Origin of the sequence: Halorubrum rutilum (assembly GCF_042665015.1) — an archaeon.
GTDB classification, from domain to species: domain Archaea; phylum Halobacteriota; class Halobacteria; order Halobacteriales; family Haloferacaceae; genus Halorubrum; species Halorubrum rutilum.
Window position 1 is genome coordinate 409123 of the sequence record NZ_JBHTBL010000005.1, and the last position, 22127, is coordinate 431249.

Below are 22127 nucleotides of genomic sequence, written 5' to 3' on the forward strand. Positions count from 1 at the left end.
GTTCCGAACGCGGCGGTCGCGTCGCCGACTCACTCCCGGATCAGGACGATCCCGTCGCGGAACACCGAGTGGTTCGGGATCACGTGGTCCTCCCCGTCGGCCTCGATGTGCGTGACGAACAGGTCGACCTCCTGGACGATGCCGCGCTCGCCGGCCACCTTCACCTCGTCGCCGACGCCGTAGGGCTGCCGGAGGAGGAGGAACACCCCGGCGGCCGCGCTCGCGACGAGGTCCTTCGTGGCGAGCGCGGCGAAGAGGACGACCGCGAACGCGTACGCCGCGAGCAGCACGATCAGGGCGAGCGTCTGGACGCCGACCTGCCCGAGCGCGACGAGCGCGGCGACGTAGGCGACGCTGTACTTGACGAGCGGGGGCAACACGCCGAGCTCCGGGAGCTTGATCCCGCGGAGCCGCTCGGCGACGAGCAGCTCCGCCTTGTCGCCGACGACGACGCCGACGATCATGACGACCGCGGCGACGAAGAGGCGGGGGAGGAAGGAGGCGACCGACGACCAGAACCGGTCGAGGTAGTTGACCTCGGCGACGGTCAGGGCGACGATGACGGCGACGGCGAGGATGAAGTAGCTGGACAGCCGCGCTAAGATCCGCACGGTCGACGTGTCGAACTCCCTGACGGTGCGCTCGAAGGCGGTCCCCTCTATCGCCTCGGGCACGCCGGCCCGGGTCAGCAGCCGCCTGTTGATCACGCCGACGAGGTACGCCGCGATCAGTCCGAAGACGAGCACGAACAGGGCGAGCCACGCTCGCTCGGGGACCCTCGCGACGAGCTCCCCGAACGCGTTCGGTACCGCGGACATGGGCGATCAGTACTCCTCCGGATCGATCTCCAGGACGAGTTCGCCCGCCTTGAACGCTCGGACCAGCCCGTCCGACTCCGAGAGCACGATCGCGGTCGCGTTCGTGTCCCGGGTGATCGCGCCGCCGGCCATGTGTCGCGCGCCGAGCCCCTTCGGGATGTCGACGCCCTCCGCGCCCGGTTCGAGGTAGCGGTACGCGGAGACGATCTTCCCTGAGTCGGAGACGACGAACGCGCCGTCGAGCCGGGAGAACTCCTTTAACATTACGTTGACGATGGGGTCGCCGACGTGGACGTGCGACTTCTCGAAGGGGTTGTACGACAGCGGGCGGGACTTGTTCATCACCTTCCCGGCGTCGCCGACGACGAACAGCGCGCCCACCGGCTTCCCCTTCTGTCCCTTCCGCCCGAGCTCGATCGCGACCTCGAAGACGTCGCGGATCACGCTCGGCTCGGCGCGGGAGTTGACGAACAGGTCGTAGATCCCGGTGTGGACCGTCTCGTCGACGGTGACGCGGACCACCGCGTCCGACCCCCCGTCGAAGACGCTCGCGATGCAGACGACCTCGTCGCCCTCGGCGACCAGGTCGGCGTCCATCGCGCCCTCGATCCCGAACCGGATCCGGTCTTTCACGTTGTCGAACGGGAGGGGGAGCTCGACGAACACGTCGGCGTCGACGTCGTTGTCGGGGGCGACGACGACGATCTCCGCCTCGTCGTCCTCGAACCGGTCGTGGAAGGAGCTCGTCGGCGAGAACAGCAGGGCGGCGTCCGCGTCCTCGACGAGGTCGGACAGGTGGTCGGTGAGCGAGGCCATTGTCCGAACTGACTCTCGGCCGACGTATAGTCGTTGCGTCGGCGTCGTGCGGGCGTCCGACGCGCTTCTCGGACGCGACGGAACGAAGCGCGAAACGACCGGCCGCCGAGGGGCGCTCCCGCGGCGATAGCGACGGAAGACATATCCCGATACCGCCGGGAGCGAAGGGACATGGTTCAGCCCTCCCGAAAGCGGGTTCGTCTCTCCCGGAGACGGATCCTGTCGTCCCTCTGTGCGACCGGTGGCGTCCTCCTCGCCGGCTGTGTGAACGAGCCCGACGCATCGAACGAGACGGACGGTGGCGACGCGACGGCGGGGGACGGCGGTCAGACGACGCCGCCCGACTCCACCCAGTCGGTTCCGGAGCTCCCCGAGGACACCGCCTCGGACGCGTGCCCGTCGTTCGAGAGCGCCGAGCGGGTCGTCTGCTACGAGGCGGTCGATCCCGAGGCGACGCCGATAGTGCTCGCTCCGGAGAGCCGGTCGGTCCGGTCGGACCGATCGACCGGGTTCACGCTCCGAAATCGAAGCGAACAGCGGTTCGAGACCAACTTCTATCACTGGCAACTGTACAAGCGCGCGGACGGCGACTGGTACTACATCGCGCCGCAGTCGTGGCCGGAGCCGCTGACACCGTTGGCGGCCGGCGACGAACACACGTGGACTGTAACGGTCGCGAACGGTCGCGTGGGCGACGGGGACTCGGTCGAGCCCGTAGAGGGGACGGAATCGCTCACGCTCGCCGGCCTCGGCGGCGGGCATTACGCGTTCGGGGCCGACGGATGGTTCGCGGCCGGCTCCTACGAGGATCCCATCGCGCTCGCGGCGGGGTTCGAGCTGGAGGCCGACCCGTTGCAGTTGAGGCCGACCGCGGCGATCGCGGAGACGGAGCGGGACGGCGAGACGCTCGTCGCGCGGTCGACGCGCGGCGAACCGGACGGCGACGGCGACCGACCGGACGCGTTCGTCCTCGAACGCGTCGACGGCTCCGAGACCGACGCCGAACGAGTCATCGTCGAACAGGTTGTTCGGAACGACCAGTTGCGCGACGCGATCGCGCTGAGCCGGGAACGCGACGCCGACCGGGTCCGGCTGGAGGAGTTCAGCAACTCGATCCCGCCGTTCGGGCTCGACGACGCTCGCACGTACGAATTCCGAGACGAACGCTACCGGGTGACGACGAGGGCGGGTGACGACGGGGGCGGGTGAAGCGCCGTGCGGCAACTTCCCGCGCGACTTTTCCCGCCGAGACGACTACCCGGACCCACATGGCGACCCGCGACGCGCTCTGGGCCTACCGCGACGAGTTCGGCGACGCCTTCGGACGCACCTACTTCCGGCGGTTCGGCCCCGGAGTGGCCTCCAGCGTCGGGATCGGCACCTACCTCGGCGACCCGACCGCCGCCGTCGACGACGCCTACCGCGAGGCGATCGGGCTCGCGCTCCGGTCCGGCGTGAACCACGTCGACACCGCGGTCAACTACCGCTGCGGGCGGGCCGAGCGCGTCGTCGGCGAGGCGGTCCGCGACTCGCCGGTCGACCGCGACGCCGTCGTGGTGGCGACGAAGGGGGGGTTCCTCCCGTTCGACGGCGAGCGCCCCGGCGACCCCGCGGCGTACGTCCGCGACCGCTTCCTCGCGACCGGGATCGTCGACGCCGAGGAGCTCGCGAACGGCGCCCACGCGATCGCGCCCGGCTACCTGGAGTGGTCGCTCGACCGTTCGCTCGACCGGCTCGGGCTCGACGCGGTCGACTGCTTCTACGTGCACAACCCGGAGACCCAGCTCGCGGCCCGCTCCCGCGAGGCGGTGTACGACCGGTTGGAAGCCGCCTTCGAGGCGCTGGAGCGCCGACGCGTCGCCGGCGACCTCGGGGCCTACGGCGTCGCCACGTGGGACGCCTTCCGCGTCCCCGAGGGCGGCGACCGGTACCTCTCGCTCGCCGAGGTCCTCGCGCGGGCCGAGGCCGCGGGCGAGGCGGTCGCCCCCGACGACGGCCACGGGTTCGAGGCGATACAGCTCCCGTTCAACGTCGCGATGGCGGACGCGTTCACGCGGCGGAACCACCGCCCGCCGGACGCCGACCCGGGGGCCGACGCCGACCCGATCTCGGCCCTCGAATTCGCCCACGAGGCCGGGCTCTCCGCGGTGACGAGCGCGAGCATCGGTCAGGGCGAACTCGCGCGAGAGGGCGCGATCCCCGCCGATATCGACGCGACCCTCGCGGGCGAGACGCCGGCCCAGCGCGCGCTCAACTTCGCGCGGAGCGCGCCGGGCGTCACCGCCTCGCTCGTCGGGGCGAGCGACCCGGACCACGTCCGCGAGAACGTCGCCGCCGGCACCTTCGACCCGCTCGGCGCGTCGGCGTTCGACGCCGTCTTCGAGTGAGCGCGCCGCTCCGCGGACGCGAACGAGGAGGGGGAAAACGAGTCGGAGGAGGACGGGCGGGGACGCGTCGGGACCGAGACGGTGCTCGTCGGGCGCCGGCGACGGCGGCGCGTCGGCCTAGCGAAGCTCCTTGTAGGTCGCCTCGCACTCGGGACACACCCGGACCGAGAACACCTCGTCGGGGTCGTTCTGCTTTTTCAACACCTGCTCGCACTCGGCGCAGTTCAGGCGCTCGTACGTGTCTTTAAACAGGTCGCCGTCGCGGAGCCCCTTGCGCGTCGATTTCATGTGTTCGGCTTGATCGCGTGTGGGTATAAAAACCTCGTACGACGCGAGTCGGACGAGAGGGGGATCCCCGCCTCGCGGTGAAGCGCGCCGGGCGTCGGCGGTGTGATGCGCCGGATGTCGGCGGTGCGACGGGCCGGACGTCGGCGGTGCGACGAGCCGGGCGCCCCGGGGCGCCTCGCTTTCGCAACGCTTGTCTCCGGGCGCCGTGAAGCCCGCCCGTGTCACGGACCCGGCTGTTCGGCTCGCTGTGTGCCCTCGTCTTCCTCGTCAACTTCGCGCGCGTCGTGTTCGCGCCGCTCGTGGGCGAGTTCATCGCCGAGTTCGCGATCGGCGAGGGGACCGCGGGGCTCATCGTCACGCTCGCCTGGCTCGGCTCAGCCGCCCCGCGGCTCCCGGCCGGGTGGGCGCTCACCCGGTTCCCCCGGCGGCTCGTGATCGCGGTCTCCGGGGGAATGTTGACGCTCGGCGCGCTCGGCGTCGCGCTCGCGCCGGGCGTGCCGACGCTGACGGCGGCCGCGTTCGCGATCGGCCTGGCCTCCGGCGTCTACTTCGTCGCCGCCAACCCGTTCGTCTCCGAGCTGTTCCCGGAGCGGGTCGGGCGCGCGATGGGGATCCACGGGACCGCGAGTCAGCTGGCCGCGGTCGCCGCCGCGCCGGTCGTCACGGTCGCGCTGTGGTACGACTGGCGGCTCGCCTTCCACGGGCTCGCGGTCGTCGCGGCCGCGACCACGGTCGCCTTCGTCGCGCTCGCCTCGCGGACCGACCTCCCCGACGCCGGGGCGGGCGACACCGACTTCCTCGGCGGCGCGCGCTCCGAGTGGAAGCTCATCCTGACGGCCGTCGTCCTGATGGGGCTCACCGGGTTCGTCTGGCAGGGCCTGTTCAATTTCTACGAGCTGTACATGGTCGACAAGGCGCTCGCGCCGGCGACCGCGCGGAACCTCCTGACGGTGATCTTCGCCGCGGGCGTCCCCGCCTTCCTCGTCTCCGGCTACCTCGCCGACCGGCTCCCGCACGTCCCGTACCTGCTCGGGATCGTCTCCGCGTTCGTCGGGGGCGTCGTCCTCGTCGTCGTCTCGGGGGGGCTCGCGACCGTCGTCGCCGCCAGCGTCGCCGTCGGCTTCGCGATCCACATGCTGTTTCCCGCGATGGACACCTACCTGCTCGCGTCGCTGCCGGACGAGTCCCGCGCGTCGGCGTACGCCGTCTACTCCGCCGGGATGATGTCGACGCAGGCGGCCGGCTCGTGGGCCGTCGGCGAGGCGGTCGAGGCCGGGGTCGCCTACGACGCCGTCTTCCTCGCGCTCGCCGGGGGGCTCGGGGCCGTCGTCGTCGCCTACGCCGTCCTGGAGCGCGCGGGTCGCGTCCCGGGCGGCGCGGCGGGCGCGGAGCCGACGGCGTGAGCGCCGCGGTCGGCGACGAGGGCGCGTCCGCGGCCGACGGGTCCCCGCGGTCGACGGCCTCGCGCCCGCCGTCCCCCGTCGGCACGGACCGCGGGTATCGCACCTATTTAGGTCGTCCCGCCCGTGTACGGTGATAATGGAGTACGTCCAAGAGCGCGTGACGACGCTGCACGCGTTGACCGACCACCGGCCGGCCGCCCCCACCGGCCGGGCGGCGGTCGTGGTGCCGATGACCGAGCGGGAGTACGGCACGCTCGCGGCCGAGCGCGTCCTCTCGGCGCTGGAAACGGTTGACCCCGCCCGCGTGATCGTCCCCCTGCGAGCCTCGGCGGAGCGGGCCGGTCCCTTCGCCCGGTGGCTGGCCGGCTTCGACGTCGACGTGGAGACGCTCTGGTGCGGCGGCCCGCGGCTCGCCGAGCTGCTCGCCGACCGCGGCCTCGACGGCGACCGGGGCAAGGGACGGGACGTGTGGCTCGGCCTCGGCCGCGCCCTGGACGAGGAGTACGTCGTCGTCCACGACGCCGACACGAAGACGTACTCGCCCGCGTTCGTCGAGCGCCTGCTGTTCCCGGTCGCGAACGGGCACGCGTTCTCGAAGGGGTACTACGCCCGCGTCGAGGACGGCGCGCTGTACGGCCGGCTGTTCCGGCTGTTCTTCCGGCCGCTCGTCCGCGCGCTCGCCGACGCGACCGAGCGCCGCGAGGCGGGCGTGATCGAGTACCTCGACGCGTTCCGGTACGCGCTCGCCGGCGAGTTCGCGGCGACGACCGAGCTCGTCTCGAAGCTTCGCGTCCAGCGCGGCTGGGGGCTTGAGGTCGGCACGCTCGGCGAGGCGTTCGCGCACGCCGGCTTCGAGGGGAGCGCGCAGGTCGACCTCGGCCGCTACGAGCACGACCACCGCTCCGTCGACGGCCCGACCGGCCTCGCGGACATGAGCCGGGCGGTCGGCGAGGCGACCCTCCGCGCGGTCGAGGACGGCGGCGTCGCCGTCGACTACGACGGGCTCGCCGACCGCTACCGCGAGGCGGCCGAGCGGCTGATCGACGGCTACGAGACCGACGCCGCGTTCAACGGGCTCGACTACGACCGCGAGGACGAGCGCTCGCAGGTCGCGACGTACGCCGGCGCCCTGGGCGAGCCGGGCCCGGACGCCCGCCTCCCGGCGTGGCGCGACGCGCCGGTCACGCCCGCCGAGGTCGCGGCCGCGGCCCGGGCGGACCTCGCGGACGCGGCCGGCGAAGCGACGGACGCGGGGGGCGACGAAACGACCCGGACCGGCGCCGCGCTCGGCGACGCCGACGTCCGCGGGAACGGCCACCGGGCGCCGGCCGATCCGCCCTCCGACCCCGCGCCGGGGGAGGAGTGACCGATGGCGGAGGGCGACGGACCGGACGGTTCCGCGGGGGACATCGCCGACGCGCCCGGCGTCGCCGCGCGCGACGACCTCGCGGGCGTCGTCGACCTGTTCGGCTGGCTCACCCGCGCGGAGCTCGCGCGGGCGCTCTCGGAGCTCGCGTTCAAGCGGCGGACCGAGGTCGACGACGCCGCCGTCGCCGCCGCGATCGACGTCGCCGTCGCGGAGTACGCGCTGGTGCCCGCCCCGCCGGAGGCGATCGACGAGGCCGGCGACGGGTCGACCGACGTCGCCGACCCGGAGGACGGGCCCGACGCCGACGAGGTCGCGCTCGCGGTCGGGCCCGCCGCGTTCCCGTCGCTGCCCGAGGGGGCGTCGGACCTCCCGCACATCCTTGACGTGCCCGAGCGCGGCGTGGACCGCGAGGCGCTCTCGGCGGCGGTCCTCGCGCGGCTCTCCGAGGACGCGGTCGCGGCGATCCGCGACGGCGACGCCGACCGGCTGGAGGTCCTCGCCGACGTGACGTACGACGTCGAGGCGTGGGCGCCCGTCGACGCCGGGGACGTCCGGGAGCGGATCGTCGCCGAGCTGGAGTCGTAGAGGGGGACCGCCCGGGCCGGGCTCAGGCGCTCGCCTCGGCCTCGCTGAGCTCCCGCGCGAGGAACTCGGCGATCGAGACGTCCGCCTCCTCGACGAAGCGGGCGAGCTCCTCGCCGTCGGCGTCCTCGACGACGACGGTCGGGATCAGCTCGATCCCGTACGCCTCGACCCCCTCGCCCTCCTTGCCGTCCGGCCCCTTCGTGACCGGGAAGTCCTCGATCCGATCCCCGGGGACCCCGGCCGCGTCGAGGGCGGCCGCGAACGCCGGGAGCTGGCGCTGACAGTCCCCGCACCAGTCGCCGCCCCACACCTTGAAGCGGTAGTCGCCGGCCCCGAGCGCCGCCAGGACCTCGTCGTCGAGCGCGTCGCCGTCGGTCGCGCCGGCCGCGTCGGGCGCGAGCGTTTCGAGCGTCATACCCCCGAATACGTCGGGCGGGCTTGTAAACCGCGCGTCGGTGGCAACGGGCGGCGGGAGGGGACGGAGCGAGAAACGGCGCGGGGCTCGGCGCGCCGCGGGGGGGTCCCGCCGCTCCGCGGACGCGTCTTGCCGCGGTCCGTCGGGCATTTGAGTCCCGGCCCCGTTCGTTCGCGTAATGGACGACGACGTGCTGGAGGGGCTCGGCTCGCCGCTGGTGCGGGTCGACTCCCCGCCGGCGACGACGGTGGCCGCGAAGGTCGAGTCGCGCAACCCCGGCGGCTCCGCCAAGGACCGCCCGGCGCGGTACATGGTCGAGGCCGCCGAGGAGTCCGGCGAGCTGGAGCCCGGCGATGGGATCGTCGAGCCCACGTCGGGCAACACCGGCATCGGGCTGGCGATGGTGGGCGCCGTGAAGGGGTACGACGTGACGCTCGTGATGCCGGACGGGAAGTCGATGGAGCGCCGCCGGGTCATGCGCGCGTACGGCGCCGACCTCGAAGTCGTCGACGGCGACATCTCCGCGGCCAAGGAGCGCGCCGACGAGCTGGAGGCCGAGGCGGGGATGGTCCAGCTCCGCCAGTTCGAGAACCCCGCGAACCCGCGGGCGCACTACGAGACGACCGGCCCCGAGGTCGTCGAGCAGGTCGGCGACCGGACGGTCGACGCGCTCGTCGCCGGCGTCGGGACCGGCGGCACCCTCTCCGGGATCGGTCGGCGCCTCCGCGAGTCCTTCCCCGACGTGCGGATCGACGCGGTCGAGCCCAGCGACAACGCCGTCCTCTCCGGCGGCGAGCCCGGGAACGACGCGTTCCAGGGGATGGGACCGGGGTTCGTCGCCCCGAACCTCGACGTCGACCTGATCGACGAGGTCCACGCCGTCGGCATCGACGAGGCCGAGGCCGAGTGCCGCCGGCTCGCCCGCGAGGAGGGGATCCTCGCCGGGCAGTCCTCCGGCGCCTCGAACCTCGCGGCGAAGGCGGTCGCCGCGGAGCTCCGCGAGTCGGGCGCGTACGCGGGCGACGAGCCCCTCGTCGTCACCGTGTTCTGGGACAGCGGCGAGCGGTACCTCTCGGCCGGCACCTTCGACGAGTAGGCGTCGGGCGGTGGGGCGGGTCGCGCTCGACCCGAACGTTGAGTAGCGTCGGGGCCTCAGCGAAGCCATGAGCACGCACGCCGCGGCCCCCGCCGACGACCCGGACGGACCGGCCGCCGAGCCGGCGGACCGCCGGTTCGACGGCCCGTGGCTCCTCGTCCTCGCCGTCGCCGCCGGCGGGTGGACCGTCCTCTACGCGCTCGACTGGGCGCTCCTCTCGGCCGGCACCCCGGTCGGCGCCGCCGTCGCGTTCGCCCACGGCTACCTCCTCGCGCCGCTCGCGACCGCCGCGGTGCTCCTCGACGCGCTGTCGCTGGACGAGCGCGGCGTCGCGGACCTCGGACTCTTCAAGTGGCTCTACGCGCTGGCCTCGCTGGTCGCGCCCCCGATCGGCGCCGTCTACTACGCCCACCGCGAGTGGCTGAAACCGGGCGACCCGGACCTCCTCGGGGGCGCCCCGTGACGGGCGAGGAGGGAGTGAGCGGCGTCGTCCGGGGCCTCGTCACGGCGCCCGAGGCCGGCGCGCCGCCCGAGCGCCGGGAGGCGGTCGCGATCCGGTCCGGGGGCGTCGAGGGAGACCGGTATCGCCGCGGCGACGGGCACTTCGAGCTCGACGGCTGCGCCGTCACTCTCGTCGCCGCCGAGGCGCTCGACGCGGTCCGCGCGGCGACCGGGACCGACGTCTCCGACGGCCGCCACCGCCGGAACGTCGTCGTCGAGGGGTTCGGGGCCGGAATGGACGACCTGCTGGAGGCGACCGTCGCGGTCGGCGACGCGCGCCTGCGACCGACCCGGCGACGGCCGCCCTGCGCGCGCCTCGAATCGCTGGCCGGCGAGGCGGGGCTCGCGTCGGCGCTCCGGAACCGCGGCGGGCTCTGCTGTGACGTCGTCGAGCCGGGTCGCGTCGCCGTCGGCGACGCGGTGACCGTCGCGGAGCCGGACCCGCGGACGGCGGGCGACGCCATCGCGGCGCGGCTGCGGGAGCGCTCGGAGAGCGAGTCCGACCCCTCCGGCGACGCGAGCGGCGCGACCGACTGACTCGTTCGGGTGTGTGTGGAAATCACACCCGCGCTTCGATCTTTAGACGGTCGAACCCGGAGCGTGGCGCATGAAACGCTCTCGTCGGTCCGCGCTGGCCGGTCTCGCGGCGGTCGGCGGCGCCGGGGTCGCCGGCTGTCTCGGCGGGGTCGTCCGCGACTCGTTCGGCGACGGCGCCGGTTCGCGCGGCGAGGAGGAGGCGGGCGACGGCTCGAACGGGGACGGAAGCGACGGCGACGGCCGAAGCGACGGCGACGGCGGACGCGACGACTCGAACGCCGGCGGCCGCCCGCCGACCGTCGAGGCCGACTACCACCTCGCGTACGAGGCCGACGAGCTGCGCTCGGAGGCGCTCAGCGGCGGGGTCGGGAAGGACGGGATCCCCTCGATCGACGAGCCCTCGTTCCGGCCGATCGAGGAGGCGAACTACGCCGAGGGGATCCCGGTGTTCGGCGTCGCGCGCGGCGGGGAGGCGAAGGCGTACCCGCGACACGTGCTCTCGCGTCACGAGATCGTCAACGACGCGATCGGCGGCGAGCCGATCGCGGTCACCTACTGCCCGCTCACCGGCACGGCGCAGGGGTTCCGCCGCGGCGACACGACGTTCGGCGTGTCCGGTCGGCTCGTCAACTCGAACCTGATCATGTACGACCGGGCCACCGACAGCCGGTGGCCGCAGATGCTGGCCACGGGGATCGACGGGCCGATGGCCGGGGAGACGCTCGACGAGTTCCGGGTGGTCTGGACGACGGCGAACGCGTGGGCCGAGCGCCACCCTGAGTCGCTCGTCATGACCGACGAGACCGGGTATATCCGGCGCTACGAGACCGACCCGTACGGGAGCTACGCCCCGCTCGGCGGCTACTACGCGAAGGAACCGACCCTGTTCCCGCCGCTCTCGTCGCCCGACGAGGGCCACCCGAAGTCGGTCGTCATCGGCGCGCGGACCGAGGCGGGCGCGGTCGCGTTCGACAAGGAGACGCTGCTCGCGGAGCGGGTCCTGACCGGCGGCGTCCCCGACGGCGACGGCGGCGAGGAGCCCGTCGTCGCCGTCGCGGACCCGGGGCTCTTCACGGGGTACGTCTACCGCAACCCCGACGGTCTGACGGTCGAGCCGGACGGCGACGCGTACCGCGTCGGCTCCGAGGGCGGCGGGTTCGCGGCGGCCGACCTCCCGCTGGAGCCGGTGCTCGCGCTCGACGCGATGTGGTTCGCGTGGGCCGGCTTCTACCCCGACACCGCCTTCGTCGGCGAGCACACGGGGGCGGGGTATGGCCGCTGAGACCGGCGGGTCGCCGGGGTCGACGACGGCGCGGGCGATCGGGGTCGTCCGCCGGACCGCGTTCGTCGTCCGCGCGGCGCTCGGTCGGCGCGAGGGTCGGGTCACGGCGGGGGTCGTCGCGGTCGCGTACGCCCTCGCGTACGGCGTCGGCGTCGGGCACCTCGGGCTCCGGGGCGCCGCGAGGGGCGGCGCGACCGGTCCGGGGCCCGTCGTCGACGTCGCCGTCGCGAGCGACCCGCTCGCGCTCCTGACGCGGCGGGTCGGGCCCTTCCAGTACGAGCCCGTCGCGCTGGTGACGGTCGGGCCCGTCGAGTACCTGTTCGCGCCGGTCAACGCCGCCATCGGGCTCGGTCTCGCCGCGCTCGTCGGCGCGACACTCGCGGTGTCCGTGGTCGCGCGGCGCGGGCCAGCGGCCTGCCGGCTCGAGGCCGGGGCGGGCGCCGCCGCCGGGGTCCCCGGGATCCTCTCCGGGTTCGCCTGCTGCGGCCCGACGCTGCTGCTCGCGATCGGAGTCCAGGCCTCCGCGGGACTGCTCGCGGTGATGGGGTGGTTCCTCCCGCTGTCGGCGGCCGGCCTCGTCGCCACCCTGCTGTGGGTCGGGAGCCGCGTCGATCCGGCCGCGGTCGGGTGAGTCGCGGGGCGTCCCGAGGACGCCGGAGGCGGGCGAGAGCGCGCGAGACCGAAGCCGGAGCCGGCGGCCGCGTCCGGAACCGAAAGCGTTGACCGCCGACCGGACCGACGACGTGCCAATGAGCGTCGGATGAGCTGGGGGTACCGCCACACGGTGCTGTCGCTGTGCATGCTCGCGTTCCTCGTGACGTACTTCGCCAGGCTGGCGATCAGCCCCGTCGTCCCCCTGATCGTCGACGACTTCGGGGCGTCGAACACCGCCATCGGGGTCGCGCTCTCCGGCATGTGGCTGGCGTACGGCGCCGCCCAGTTCCCGAGCGGCGTGCTCGCGGACCGGTACGGCGAGCGGCTCGTGATCCTCGTCGCCGTCGGCGGCACCGCGGCGATGAGCGTCGTGTTGGGGCTCGCGCCCGTCTTCCCCGCGTTCGTGCTGGCGGCGGTGCTCTTGGGGCTCGTCGCCGGGCTCCACTACGCGGTGGCGACGACGCTGCTCTCGCGGACCTTCGACGACCTCGGGACCGCGATCGGGCTCCACTCGGTCGGCGGTCCCCTGGCCGGGCTCGTCGCGCCCGTCGCCGCGGCGTGGGTGGGGGTCCGGTACGGCTGGCGCCCCGCGGTCGCGCTGGCCGCGCTCGTCGGCGCGCCGGTGTTCCTGCTGTTCGCGTGGCGCGTCCGACCGACCGAGCCGCGGCGCCCCGACCAGCCGATGCGGGAGCGGTTCGCGCTCACGCCGCTCGTCGAGGTCCTCTCGCGGCCGAGCGTCCTCCTCCCTCTGTTCGTCGCGATGACCGGCACCTACGTCGTGCAGGGAGTGATGTCGTTCCTCCCGACGTTCCTCGTCGAGTTCCGGGAGTACTCGCCGTCGGCCGCCGCCGGGGTGTTCTCGGCGTTCTTCGTCGTCCGCGCCGTCGCGCAGGTGGGGCTCGGCCGGCTCTCCGACCTGGCGGGCCGCGACACGGCCATCGGCGGGGCGATGCTCGCGGGCGCGGTCGGCACCGCCGCGTTCGTCTTCGGTCCCGGGCTCGCCGGTGTCGCGGTCGGCGTGTTGTTGGCCGGCTCCGGCGCGAGCTTCTTCTCGGCGATCGACCCGCGGTTCATGGACGCGCTGAGCGACGCGGAGCGCGGCGCCGGCTTCGGGCTCGTCCGGACGGTGTACACCGTGGTCGGCTCCGCGGGCTCCGTCGGCGTCGGGCTCGCGGCCGACCTGTTCGGGTGGGGCGTCTCCTTCGCGATCCTGGCGGCCCTGTTCGGCGTCACGTTCGCCGTGCTCGCGGCGAACTGGGCGCTCGGGACTGGGTACTGAGCCTCGCCGAGGGACGGGGAGTCCCCTCGCCGAGCGGCCCCGCGGACCCGAAGCTACGAGTCGACGCGCGACGTACGGACCCGCGTGTACGACCTCCACGCTCACACGAACTACTCGGACGGGGCGTTCCTGCGGTGGATGGTCGAGGCCGCGGCCGACGCGGGCCTCGACGGGATCGGGTTCGCCGACCACTGCAACGTCTCGCCCGAGGCCGGCGCGAGGCGGTACCGGCGCGCGCTCGGGTTCAACCTCGACCTGACGTACGAGCGGCGCCGGACGGCGATCGAGGAGGTCCGCGCGGACGCCGATATCGACGTGTTCGACGCCGTGGAGATGGACTACGACCCCGCGCACGAGGCGGCGATCGCCGACTTCCTCGACGAGGCCGGCTTCGACTACGCGGTCGGCAGCGTCCACGAGCTCGACGGCGCGAACGTCCACGCGCGGTCGCACTTCGCCGACAAGCCGGCGGCGGAGCGGCGCACGCTCGTCGACCGGTACTTCGAGGAGCTCGTCTCGCTGATCGACTCGGAGCTGTTCGCGGTCGCCGCGCACCCGGACCTGATCGAGCGCAACCCGCACCTCCGCGGGTTCGCGACCGAGGACCACTACGCCGCCGTCGCCGACGCCTTCCGCGACTCGCGGACGGTCCCGGAGATCAACGCCGGGCGCCTGCTCGACGACTACGGCGAGTTCCACCCGGCGCCGGCGTTCCTCAACCGCCTCGTCGACGCCGGCGTCCCGGTGACCGTGGGTACCGACAGCCACGAGCCCGACGAGATCGCGCCGCGGGCCCGCGAGATCGAGGCGGAGCTGGACCGACGGGGGCTCGACCCGGTCGGGATCGACGGGCTGGCCGACGGCGACTGACCTCAGCCGTACACCCGTCGCGTGCTCGGCTCGCCGTCGGGCGCGAGGAGCGTCACGACGTCGCCCTCGTCGTTGAGCGCGGCGGCCCCCCGGTCGAGGTAGACGTCGCCCGCGCCGTCGCTCCCGCTCCCGACGTGGACCGTGAGGGTCGCGCCGGGCGCGACCGTCGTCGCCGGGAGGGGGTCGCGCTGGCCGCCCAGGTCGAGGACGTAGCCGTCGAGGTCGGCCGGCTCGGCCGCGTCGTTCCGGAGGGTCACCGACTCGTCGGTCGGGGCGTCGGCGGGGGCGGCGCCGGGGTCGACGGACTCGATCACCAGCCCGTCAGGGTTCGGCTCGTCGGCGAACGCGGTCAGGTCCGCGAGCGTGTACCCGTCGGTCGGGGTGAGCCGCGGCAGCGACGGTTCCCAGCCGTCGGGCGCGGCGTTCGGGTAGGCGGTCTCGTCGAGCTCCATGAGGCCGATCAGCGTCTCGGCGACGATCCGGCTGCCGACCGCGCCGAGCCGCTCGCCGTCCTCCTGATAGCGCGCCTCGTCGAGGACGTAGTACCACAGCGGGGCGTCAGGGTCGGCGCCGCGCTCGTGTCGCCGGAGCGCCTCGACGATGGGCGAGTTGTCGCCGAACTCCCGGTTACCGATCGGGTCGATCCCCATCCGACGCGCCACGTCCTGCCCGGAGGCCAGCCCGAGCGCCTCCCCGCGGAGCAGGTTCCGCAGCGCGAGCGAGTCCTCGCCCGGCATCGGGAGGTCGAACAGCGCCGGCGCGAGCAGCGGGTCGATCTTGCGCGCGTGCTGGTAGTCGCCGTCCCCGGTGTCGAGCAGGCGCGTCCAGTCGACGACGAGGTCGCTCTCCACGGGGCCGAAACCGCGGAGCGTCGGCGCGTCGCTCGCGTCGGACGGGAACAGCGGGACGTTCCCGGACGCCTCGTTCACGTCGTACTCGTGGCGGATCATGCTGTGGCCGAACCGGTAGGCGGCCCCCGCGAACTCGACCGCGATGGCGGGGTCGGACCCCTCTGGGAGGAAGAACTCCCGACCGTTCCGCTCGACGTCGTCGAGCACGTACCGGTCGCAGATCCGCGGGAGCAGATCCCGGCGCACGAGCCACTGGTAGTGCCACCTGACGAGCCGCTGTGCGGCCTCCAGCACGCCCTCGCCCTCCTCGATCAGCGACGCGCCCGGGCCGCGGAGGTGGTCGACGACCCGGTTGTGGAAGTTCACGAACGCGAGCTAGAGCTGGGAGACGACGACGTTCTCGTCGTTCCGGGGGTCGCCGATCAGCGCCCGCCCCTGCCCGTTCCGCTGGAGGTCGGTACCGGGCAGCCCGTCGGGGCGGTCGCCGATCCCCTCGGCCTCCCCGGTGATCAGGTGGGCCTCGTCGCCCTCGTGATCGTAGAGGTACGGCGCCGTCTCGCTCCCGTGGCGGTAGACGGAGTCGAGGTCGAGCGCGGGGGTCCGGAAGTTCCGGAGCGCCGCGGGGTCGTTCCGCCGGTCGATGTCGGAGGTCGGGTCGAAGGTGATGTCGTGGTCGACGAACTGGGCGAATATCCCGTACGCCGCCGGCGTCTCGGCGTCCCCGACCGGGTCGTCCGCGGGCTCTATCATCGGCGCGTCGGTCCCGTCGTCTCCCGCGCCGCCGAGCGTCCGCAACAGCGCCTCGTCGCGCTCGTACACGTCGAGCCGGGGGAACTGGGTGTAGAAGCGGTGGCTCCTGATCGGACCCATCTCGGTGCACGCCGCGTCGTTCATCCCGCGGTGTTCGCTCGCGCCGTGCATCGCGACGGACGGGGCGGCGACGACGAGCCGGAGGCCGAGGCCGTCCCCGCGGTCGACCCGCTCCCGCCGCCGGACGCGCTCCTTGGCGCCGCCCCGCATCGGGTTCCGCACCGTGAACGTCACCTCGTCGGGGTCGAGCGCTCCCCCGTCGACGCCCCCGTCGGACTCGATCACGAACGCGCCGTCGCCGTCGGTGGTCCAGTGGCCGACCGGCGCGTCGGTCCCCCGTCGCTCTCCCACGACGATACGACCCGACAGCGGCTCCTCGTCCCCGTCGACGACCCGTCCCCTGAGCTGTGTTCCCGCTGACATACCGGCACCCGTCAACGGGAAAATATAACAATTTTTCTGAATAAATTGTGAACGCGTTGTGTACCGGAATATATTGCTGGTTGCGCTCGGATCGTCGCGTTCGGCGCCGGGAACGGTGAAGTAGCGACGCGTTTCGGACGCCGGTTCCCGCGACGGGTGCGGGTCGCCGGGACGAATATCAGTCGTAGAAAATGTCGGCGCCGACGGACGGGTCCGCCGCGAGGTCGGTTCGCGTCACGCGGGCGACTCGTCCATCCGGCTCGACTTCGCTCCGCTCAGTCGAACACCGATAAACTCGCTGCGCTCGTCAATCCGGCTCGACTTCGCTCCGCTCAGTCGAACACCGATAAACTCGCTGCGCTCGTCAATCCGGCTCGACTTCGCTCCGCTCAGTCGAACAACGTCTCACCTTCGACCATGTGCGCCTCGACGGTGTCCATGTCGAGCGTGACGCCGAGGCCCGGCTCCTCCGGCACCTCGATGTAGCCGTCCTCGATGACGTCCTCCTCGACGAGGTCCTCCCACCAGCCGAGCTCGTAGGAGTGGTACTCGATCGCGAGCGAGTTCGGGATCGCGGCGCCGACGTGCGTCGCCGCCATCGTCGCGATCGGGGACGCGACGTTGTGCATCGCGACCGGGACGTAGTACTGGTTCGCCACGTCGGCGATCTTGCGGGTCTCGCGCATCCCGCCGACCTTCGGCAGGTCGGGCGCGACGATGTCGACCGCCTGGTTCTCGATGAGCCGGCGCAGCTCCGTGACGCGGTAGCGGTTCTCGCCGACCGCGATCGGCGTGGTCGTGCCCTTGGTGACCTCCTCCTGCACCTCCAGGTTCTCCGGCGGGACGGGGTCTTCGAGCCACCACACGTCGTGGTCGTTGATGGCCTCCGCGAGGCGCTTCGCGGAGCCGCCCGAGAACGTCCAGTGGCAGTCGAAGGCGACGTCCGCCTCGTCCTTCACGCGCTCGGTGACCTTCTCGACGATCTCCGCCTTGTGGCGGATCTCGCCCGGGCGGAGGTGGCGGTTCGCGCGGTCCTTCTCCAGGCCCGAGGGGACGTCGAGGTCGAACTTCAGCGCGTCGTAGCCGAGCTCGTCGACGACGCGCTCGGCCTCGTCGGCGCAGGCGTCCGGGTCGGCCTCCGCCTCGGTGTGGCAGTCGCAGTAGACGCGCAGCCGGTCGCGGTACTTCCCGCCGAGCAGCTGGTAGGCCGGCACGTCGAGGATCTTCCCGGCGAGGTCGTGGAGCGCGACCTCGATGCCGGAGATCGCGGTGACGGTGACGCCCTCGACCGAGCCCTCACCGGACATCTTCTGGATGAGGTGCTCGTAGAGGCGGTCGATGTCGAGCGGGTTCTCGCCGACGACGAACGGCTTCATGCGCTCGATGAGTTCCGGAACGCCCGCGCCCCAGTACGCCTCGCCGGTGCCGACGACGCCCGCGTCGGTGTAGACGCGGACGAGCGTCCACGGGAAGTTCCCGTCGACCATCGTCGTCTGGACGTCCGTGATCTCGACGTCGCGGCCCCCGCCCCGCGAGCCCGTGACCTCCATCGTCTCCGCGGAGAGCTCCCGCATCGTGTACTCCGCGTTCGGGTCGTGGAGCGACTCGTAGTTTCGGCTCACGGCCCGCGATTCATTCGGAACGGGGTAAACGTTTGCGTTCGGGCGCGTTCGGCCCGCTCGCGCCCCGGGGATCCGCGCGGGGGAAGCCCGTGCGCCGGAGCGCGAATAGGGAGCTTTTCATTACCGTGTTCGCAACGTGGCCCATGGTCGAGATCACCGATTCGCTCGCGTGTCTGTTCACCGGAGAGGTCGAGGAGCGGGACGGCGACCACGTCGTCGCCGTCCCCGCTTCGGAAATCGAGCACGGGACGGTCGAGCCCGGCGGGACCTACCGCGTCGCGCTGATAGCCCGAGGCGGGGGCGACGAGGCCGCCGCCTCGACCGGCTCCGCGGCCGACGCATCGTCGACGGACCGCGGCGTCACCGGTAACGGGACGGGGAGTTCCGCGGCGCGCTCCCCCGGCGACGCGGCCGCCGGACCGCCGGTCTCCGAGGGCGACGTCCGCGAGGTCACGATCGAGACGCTCGGCGACAAGGGCGACGGGATCGCGAAGATCGAGCGCGGCTACGTCGTCATCGTCCCCGACTCCGAGCCGGGCGACGAGCCGACCGTCGAGATCACGAGCGTCCGCGAGAACGTCTCCTTCGCCGAGGTCGTCGGGGAGTAACGGTCGCGTCCGGGCGCCGTCTTAAACGCCGTTTCGGTTAATTGGAAGACCGTCCCGGTCACTCCGGCGGGTCGCTCCGCGAGAACAGCCGCCGGAGGTGCGTCGCCGAGAAAAAGGAACTCGGGCGGTCCATGTGGACGCCGATCTCGCCCGACAGCGCCCGCAGGCCGAGCCGCTGTACGGGTTCCGGCAGCGAGTAGCACCGACGGATCCCCTTTCCGAGGAGGATCTCGCGGCCGATCTCGTCCCGCCAGCCGGACTCGTAGTCGGCGAGGGTGGCGGGGTCCCCGGGATCGATCGCGTCCGCGGCCACGTCGGCCGCGGTCATCCCGTACAGTATCCCGCCGCCGGTGAACGGCTTCGTCTGCGCGGCCGCGTCGCCGATCAGGAACGCGCGGTCGGTCGTGACCCGGTCCGGGGGGCCGACCGGGATCGCTCCGGAGCAGAAGCGCTCGGTCGTCGCGCCGTACGCGTCGGTGAGCCGGTCGAACATCGCCGTGACGTCGTCGCTGGGGGGCGCCGCGAGCCCGTACTCGACGCCCGCGTCGCCCCGCGGGATCCGCCACGCGAAGAACGTCGGCGCGGTGAGGTGGACGTCGACGAGGTCGCCGTCGTCCGGGGCGTCGTCGAAGGCGAGCACGCCGTGGAGCAGCTCGTCCGGTTCGGGGAGGTCGAGCGACCGGCGCACGCGGGAGGTGGGGCCGTCGCAGCCGGCGACCATCCGCGCCTCGACTGTCTCCACGTCGCCGTCGGGGGTCCGGACCTCGACGGCGACGCGGTCCGGCCGCTCGTCCACGTCGAGGACGGTGTGGCCCTCGCGCACGTCGGCGCCCGCCTCGCGCGCGCAGTCGGCGAGCGTCCGGTCGAGCCCGACGCGGTCGATCACGTTCGAGACGGGTCGATCCTTGTAGAACGGGTACGCCGTCGAGCCGGGACCGCCGACGTGGAACCGCGCGCCGTACACCCGGTTCTGCCGGAGCCGGTCGCGGGCCGCGTCGGGGACGTATCCCCAGACGTCGTCGGAGACGTGCCCCGAGCACGCCAGCGGCTCGCCGACCGTCCCCTTCTCGAAGACGACGACGTCGCGGCCGGCCTCGGCCGCGCGCCTGGCGAACCGGGAGCCCGGCGGGCCGGCGCCGACGACGACGAAATCGCGCATGTCAGTGGCGTCGAGTCGGACGCATATAACTGCGACGCGACTCACTCCGGCTCGCGCCGCTCCGCCAGCCACGTCAGCGCCGCGTCGAGGTCGGTCTCCGGCGGCGAGCAGGTCCGCCCCTCGCAGACGTAGGCCGTCGGCTCGCCGTCGACGGCGTCGCGGCCGGCCCAGATCGGCGGCGCCTCGCCCATGCCGAGCCGGTCGAGCCACGCGTCCAGCCCCGCCTCGGTCGGCGGTCGGGGCGCGACGAGCGCGCCCGGGAGGTACCGCTCGCCGAGCGTCTCGCGCCACGCGTCCGGCACCGCGTCGGCGGCGATCGTCGCCTCGATCCCGCCCGTCTCGAAGCGCTCGGCCGCCCGCACCAGCGAGACGTGCTCCAGCGGGCTCGCGCGGACCCGGTCCGCGTGGGTCGTCACGACCGCCTCCGCGACCGCCGCGAACTCGCGGTCGGTCCGGAAGCCGTCGAGCAGCGCCAGCGTCTCGGCCGCCACGCCGAGGCTCGACGGCGTCGAGCGGTCGGTGAACTCCTGCGGGCGGGCGAACAGGGCGCCGTCGCCCGCGGGGGCCTCCCCGTCGTCCGCCGCTTCCGGGTCCCGCGTGAAGTAGATCGTCCCGTCGTCGGCGTCGTGGAACTCGTCGACGATCGTCTCGGCCAGCTCCAGCGCGAACCCGAGCGGCTCCGGGTCGCCGGTGGCGGCGTACACGTCGAGCGCGCCGCGCGCGAGGAACGCGTGGTCGTCGAGGTACCCCGGCCCGCGGACGTCGCCATCGAGCCAGCGGCGGGCGAGTTCCCCCGTGTCGGCTTCGTAGAGCCGATCGCGGCAGAAGTCGAGCGCCTCGCGGGCGATCGCGGCGTACCCCTCGCCGAGGACGCCCCCCGCCCTCGCGAACGCGGAGATCGCCCGGCCGTTCCACGCGGCGAGCACCTTCTCGTCGCGGGCGGGCCGCGGGCGCGACTCCCGCGCCTCGAACAGCGCGACGCGGGCCTCGGTCAGGCGCTCGCGGACCTCGTCGACCGCGAGGTCGTGCTCCTCGGCCAGCTCCGCGACCGACGCCGCGATCGTCGGCACGGTCGTGCCGCGCTCGAAGTTCCCGCCCGGCTCGATCCCGTACCGCGCCTTCGCCAGCGACGCGGCCGGCTCGTCGAGGACCGCGTCGACCTCGGCGGGCGTCCAGACGTAGAAGGCGCCCTCGACGTCGGCGTGCCCGCTTCCGTCACCGTCGCTCGCATCTCCCCGCCGGCCCTCCGGCGGTGCGCTCCGAGCGTCGAGCGTGCTGAAGAAGCCGCCGCCCTCGTGGCGGAGCTCTCGATCGAGGAAGCCGAGCGTCTCGCTCGCGATCCGGGCGTAGGCGGGGTCGCCGGTCAGGCGGTAGCCGTCGAGGTACACCATGGGGAGTTCCGCGTTGTCGTACAGCATCTTCTCGAAGTGCGGCACCGTCCACCGCCGGTCGGTCGCGTACCGGTGGAAGCCGCCGCCGATCTGATCGTACATCCCGCCGCGGGCCATCCCGTCGAGAGTGCCGGTCGCGGCCGTCAGCGCGGCGTCACGGCCGCTTCGAGCGTACGCGCGCATGAGGAGATCGATCCGGCCCGGCATCGGGAACTTCGCGCCGCCGCTGCCGAACCCGCCGTACTCGTCGTCGTACCCGCGGATCGCGGCCGCGGCGGCCTCGTCGAGGAGGTCGGCGCCGGAAGGGTGGGCGTCGTCCTCGTCGGGCCCGGTTCCCGCGTCGGGGACGGACTCCAGCTCGTCGCGGGCGCTCGTCGTCCACTGCTCGGCCCGGCGCTTCATCTCCTCGCGCTGTTCCGGGTCGGCCCACGAGTCGGCGATGCGCTCGCAGAGGTCGCGGAACCCGGGCTGATTGCGGCGCGGCTCGGGTGGGAAGTAGGTCCCGACGTAGAACGGCTTCCCGTCGGGCGTGCACCACGCGGACAGCGGCCAGCCGCCGCCGCCCGTGACGAGCTGGGAGACGGTCATGAACGTGCTGTCCACGTCGGGACGCTCCTCGCGGTCGACCTTGATCGGCACGAACCCGTCGTTGAGCACCTCTGCGACTCCCTCGTCCTCGAAGCTCTCCTCGGCCATCACATGACACCAGTGACAGGAAGAGTAGCCGATCGAGACAAACACCGGGACGTCGTGCTCACGGGCGCGCTCGAAGGCCCCGTCGCCCCACGGCTGCCAGTTGACCGGGTTGTCCGCGTGCTGCCGGAGGTACGGGCTCGCCTCCTCGTCGAGGCGGTTCCGCGACGTCGGCTGTGTCATACGCCCGGTTCGCCCCGCCGAGGCAAAAAGCCGTCACACGAGCCGCGTCTTCGGGATCCGTTCCCGCGGTTGATCCACGTCCCTGCG

At 73.2% G+C, this 22127-nt stretch carries 22 protein-coding genes; 13 read left to right on the plus strand and 9 right to left on the minus strand.

Going from position 1 to position 22127, the window contains the following annotated elements; genetic code table 11:
* Window positions 1-29: 29 nt before the first annotated feature.
* Entirely contained in the window at window positions 30-818 is a 789-nt protein-coding gene (locus tag ACFQMF_RS08350; RefSeq protein ID WP_256409021.1) for a mechanosensitive ion channel domain-containing protein, read from the minus strand.
* A 6-nt stretch (window positions 819-824) separates the two neighbouring features.
* Entirely contained in the window at window positions 825-1634 is an 810-nt protein-coding gene (gene dacZ, locus ACFQMF_RS08355; RefSeq protein ID WP_256409020.1) for a diadenylate cyclase DacZ, read from the minus strand.
* Window positions 1635-1805: 171 nt separating this feature from the next.
* On the opposite strand from dacZ, the gene ACFQMF_RS08360 reads away from it, so the two are divergent.
* Both ACFQMF_RS08360 and ACFQMF_RS08365 read left to right on the plus strand, forming a co-directional pair.
* Window positions 1806-2843 carry a hypothetical protein gene (locus ACFQMF_RS08360; RefSeq protein WP_256409019.1) on the plus strand — a complete coding sequence of 346 codons (1038 nt, stop codon included), beginning with the start codon at window positions 1806-1808 and terminating at the stop codon, window positions 2841-2843.
* A 59-nt stretch (window positions 2844-2902) separates the two neighbouring features.
* Window positions 2903-4021, plus strand: coding sequence for an aldo/keto reductase (locus ACFQMF_RS08365; RefSeq protein ID WP_256409018.1), 1119 nt, complete (start codon window positions 2903-2905; stop codon window positions 4019-4021).
* 117 nt (window positions 4022-4138) lie between these two features.
* Here the strand turns inward: ACFQMF_RS08365 and ACFQMF_RS08370 are convergent, their stop codons facing one another.
* Complete coding sequence (locus ACFQMF_RS08370) at window positions 4139-4309, minus strand: HVO_0758 family zinc finger protein (protein ID WP_256409017.1); 171 nt, start codon at window positions 4307-4309, stop codon at window positions 4139-4141.
* 218 nt (window positions 4310-4527) lie between these two features.
* Between ACFQMF_RS08370 and ACFQMF_RS08375 the strand changes: the two genes are divergently transcribed.
* The 3 genes from ACFQMF_RS08375 (at window position 4528) to ACFQMF_RS08385 (ending at window position 7666) form a co-directional block, all read left to right on the plus strand.
* Window positions 4528-5712, plus strand: a complete 1185-nt coding sequence (locus ACFQMF_RS08375; RefSeq protein WP_256409016.1) for an MFS transporter — start codon at window positions 4528-4530, stop codon at window positions 5710-5712.
* Between the two features lie 136 nt (window positions 5713-5848).
* Window positions 5849-7078, plus strand: a complete 1230-nt coding sequence (locus tag ACFQMF_RS08380) for a glycosyltransferase family protein (RefSeq protein ID WP_256409015.1) — start codon at window positions 5849-5851, stop codon at window positions 7076-7078.
* Between the two features lie 42 nt (window positions 7079-7120).
* On the plus strand, window positions 7121-7666 hold the full coding sequence (locus tag ACFQMF_RS08385) for a DUF7109 family protein (protein WP_379791861.1): 546 nt from the start codon (window positions 7121-7123) through the stop codon (window positions 7664-7666).
* Window positions 7667-7688: 22 nt separating this feature from the next.
* On the opposite strand, the gene ACFQMF_RS08390 is transcribed toward ACFQMF_RS08385, so the two are convergent.
* Window positions 7689-8081 (minus strand): TlpA family protein disulfide reductase, encoded by a 393-nt coding sequence (locus ACFQMF_RS08390; protein ID WP_256409013.1) that lies wholly within the window; start codon window positions 8079-8081, stop codon window positions 7689-7691.
* Between the two features lie 178 nt (window positions 8082-8259).
* On the opposite strand from ACFQMF_RS08390, the gene ACFQMF_RS08395 reads away from it, so the two are divergent.
* From ACFQMF_RS08395 to ACFQMF_RS08425, 7 genes are all read left to right on the plus strand, one after another.
* Window positions 8260-9177: a PLP-dependent cysteine synthase family protein gene (locus ACFQMF_RS08395; RefSeq protein ID WP_256409012.1), complete on the plus strand. Its 918-nt coding sequence runs from the start codon at window positions 8260-8262 to the stop codon at window positions 9175-9177.
* Window positions 9178-9244: 67 nt separating this feature from the next.
* The gene (locus ACFQMF_RS08400) at window positions 9245-9640 is read left to right on the plus strand and encodes a hypothetical protein (protein ID WP_256409011.1); all 396 of its coding nucleotides are present in this window, start codon (window positions 9245-9247) and stop codon (window positions 9638-9640) included.
* On the plus strand, window positions 9637-10215 hold the full coding sequence (locus tag ACFQMF_RS08405) for an MOSC domain-containing protein (RefSeq protein WP_256409010.1): 579 nt from the start codon (window positions 9637-9639) through the stop codon (window positions 10213-10215). Before ACFQMF_RS08400 ends, ACFQMF_RS08405 begins: the two co-directional genes overlap by 4 nt.
* A 70-nt stretch (window positions 10216-10285) precedes the next feature.
* A complete protein-coding gene (locus ACFQMF_RS08410) occupies window positions 10286-11497 on the plus strand; it encodes a DUF3179 domain-containing protein (protein ID WP_256409009.1) in 1212 nt (403 codons plus the stop codon).
* Window positions 11487-12128: a hypothetical protein gene (locus tag ACFQMF_RS08415; RefSeq protein ID WP_256409008.1), complete on the plus strand. Its 642-nt coding sequence runs from the start codon at window positions 11487-11489 to the stop codon at window positions 12126-12128. The genes ACFQMF_RS08410 and ACFQMF_RS08415 overlap by 11 nt, the downstream gene beginning before the upstream one ends.
* A 129-nt stretch (window positions 12129-12257) precedes the next feature.
* A complete protein-coding gene (locus ACFQMF_RS08420) occupies window positions 12258-13430 on the plus strand; it encodes an MFS transporter (RefSeq protein WP_256409007.1) in 1173 nt (390 codons plus the stop codon).
* An 84-nt stretch (window positions 13431-13514) separates the two neighbouring features.
* Entirely contained in the window at window positions 13515-14300 is a 786-nt protein-coding gene (locus ACFQMF_RS08425; RefSeq protein WP_256409006.1) for a PHP domain-containing protein, read from the plus strand.
* Between the two features lie 2 nt (window positions 14301-14302).
* On the opposite strand, the gene ACFQMF_RS08430 is transcribed toward ACFQMF_RS08425, so the two are convergent.
* The 3 genes from ACFQMF_RS08430 to ACFQMF_RS08440 form a co-directional block, all read right to left on the minus strand.
* A complete protein-coding gene (locus ACFQMF_RS08430) occupies window positions 14303-15517 on the minus strand; it encodes a lamin tail domain-containing protein (RefSeq protein ID WP_256409005.1) in 1215 nt (404 codons plus the stop codon).
* A 9-nt stretch (window positions 15518-15526) separates the two neighbouring features.
* Complete coding sequence (locus tag ACFQMF_RS08435; RefSeq protein WP_256409004.1) at window positions 15527-16384, minus strand: peroxidase family protein; 858 nt, start codon at window positions 16382-16384, stop codon at window positions 15527-15529.
* 389 nt (window positions 16385-16773) lie between these two features.
* Window positions 16774-17958, minus strand: a complete 1185-nt coding sequence (locus tag ACFQMF_RS08440; protein ID WP_303654754.1) for a mandelate racemase/muconate lactonizing enzyme family protein — start codon at window positions 17956-17958, stop codon at window positions 16774-16776.
* Between the two features lie 191 nt (window positions 17959-18149).
* Here ACFQMF_RS08440 and ACFQMF_RS08445 point away from each other — a divergent pair, with 191 nt between their 5' ends.
* The gene (locus ACFQMF_RS08445) at window positions 18150-18614 is read left to right on the plus strand and encodes a TRAM domain-containing protein (RefSeq protein ID WP_256409002.1); all 465 of its coding nucleotides are present in this window, start codon (window positions 18150-18152) and stop codon (window positions 18612-18614) included.
* Window positions 18615-18672: 58 nt separating this feature from the next.
* Here ACFQMF_RS08445 and ACFQMF_RS08450 read toward each other — a convergent pair whose 3' ends face one another.
* Window positions 18673-19773, minus strand: coding sequence for a geranylgeranyl reductase family protein (locus tag ACFQMF_RS08450; protein ID WP_256409001.1), 1101 nt, complete (start codon window positions 19771-19773; stop codon window positions 18673-18675).
* A gap of 41 nt (window positions 19774-19814) precedes the next feature.
* Window positions 19815-22040 (minus strand): thioredoxin domain-containing protein, encoded by a 2226-nt coding sequence (locus ACFQMF_RS08455; RefSeq protein ID WP_256409000.1) that lies wholly within the window; start codon window positions 22038-22040, stop codon window positions 19815-19817.
* Window positions 22041-22127 lie beyond the last annotated feature (87 nt).

What these genes read in the sequence shown, in the direction of transcription:
- ACFQMF_RS08350 (WP_256409021.1), bottom strand. Translation starts at nt 818, where the DNA reads ATGTCCGCGGTACCGAACGCGTTCGGGGAGCTCGTCGCGAGGGTCCCC.
- dacZ (WP_256409020.1), bottom strand. Translation starts at nt 1,634, where the DNA reads ATGGCCTCGCTCACCGACCACCTGTCCGACCTCGTCGAGGACGCGGAC.
- ACFQMF_RS08360 (WP_256409019.1), top strand. Translation starts at nt 1,806, where the DNA reads ATGGTTCAGCCCTCCCGAAAGCGGGTTCGTCTCTCCCGGAGACGGATC.
- ACFQMF_RS08365 (WP_256409018.1), top strand. Translation starts at nt 2,903, where the DNA reads ATGGCGACCCGCGACGCGCTCTGGGCCTACCGCGACGAGTTCGGCGAC.
- ACFQMF_RS08370 (WP_256409017.1), bottom strand. Translation starts at nt 4,309, where the DNA reads ATGAAATCGACGCGCAAGGGGCTCCGCGACGGCGACCTGTTTAAAGAC.
- ACFQMF_RS08380 (WP_256409015.1), top strand. Translation starts at nt 5,849, where the DNA reads ATGGAGTACGTCCAAGAGCGCGTGACGACGCTGCACGCGTTGACCGAC.
- ACFQMF_RS08390 (WP_256409013.1), bottom strand. Translation starts at nt 8,081, where the DNA reads ATGACGCTCGAAACGCTCGCGCCCGACGCGGCCGGCGCGACCGACGGC.
- ACFQMF_RS08395 (WP_256409012.1), top strand. Translation starts at nt 8,260, where the DNA reads ATGGACGACGACGTGCTGGAGGGGCTCGGCTCGCCGCTGGTGCGGGTC.
- ACFQMF_RS08400 (WP_256409011.1), top strand. Translation starts at nt 9,245, where the DNA reads ATGAGCACGCACGCCGCGGCCCCCGCCGACGACCCGGACGGACCGGCC.
- ACFQMF_RS08410 (WP_256409009.1), top strand. Translation starts at nt 10,286, where the DNA reads ATGAAACGCTCTCGTCGGTCCGCGCTGGCCGGTCTCGCGGCGGTCGGC.
- ACFQMF_RS08415 (WP_256409008.1), top strand. Translation starts at nt 11,487, where the DNA reads ATGGCCGCTGAGACCGGCGGGTCGCCGGGGTCGACGACGGCGCGGGCG.
- ACFQMF_RS08420 (WP_256409007.1), top strand. Translation starts at nt 12,258, where the DNA reads ATGAGCTGGGGGTACCGCCACACGGTGCTGTCGCTGTGCATGCTCGCG.
- ACFQMF_RS08435 (WP_256409004.1), bottom strand. Translation starts at nt 16,384, where the DNA reads ATGTCAGCGGGAACACAGCTCAGGGGACGGGTCGTCGACGGGGACGAG.
- ACFQMF_RS08440 (WP_303654754.1), bottom strand. Translation starts at nt 17,958, where the DNA reads ATGCGGGAGCTCTCCGCGGAGACGATGGAGGTCACGGGCTCGCGGGGC.
- ACFQMF_RS08445 (WP_256409002.1), top strand. Translation starts at nt 18,150, where the DNA reads ATGGTCGAGATCACCGATTCGCTCGCGTGTCTGTTCACCGGAGAGGTC.
- ACFQMF_RS08450 (WP_256409001.1), bottom strand. Translation starts at nt 19,773, where the DNA reads ATGCGCGATTTCGTCGTCGTCGGCGCCGGCCCGCCGGGCTCCCGGTTC.
- ACFQMF_RS08455 (WP_256409000.1), bottom strand. Translation starts at nt 22,040, where the DNA reads ATGACACAGCCGACGTCGCGGAACCGCCTCGACGAGGAGGCGAGCCCG.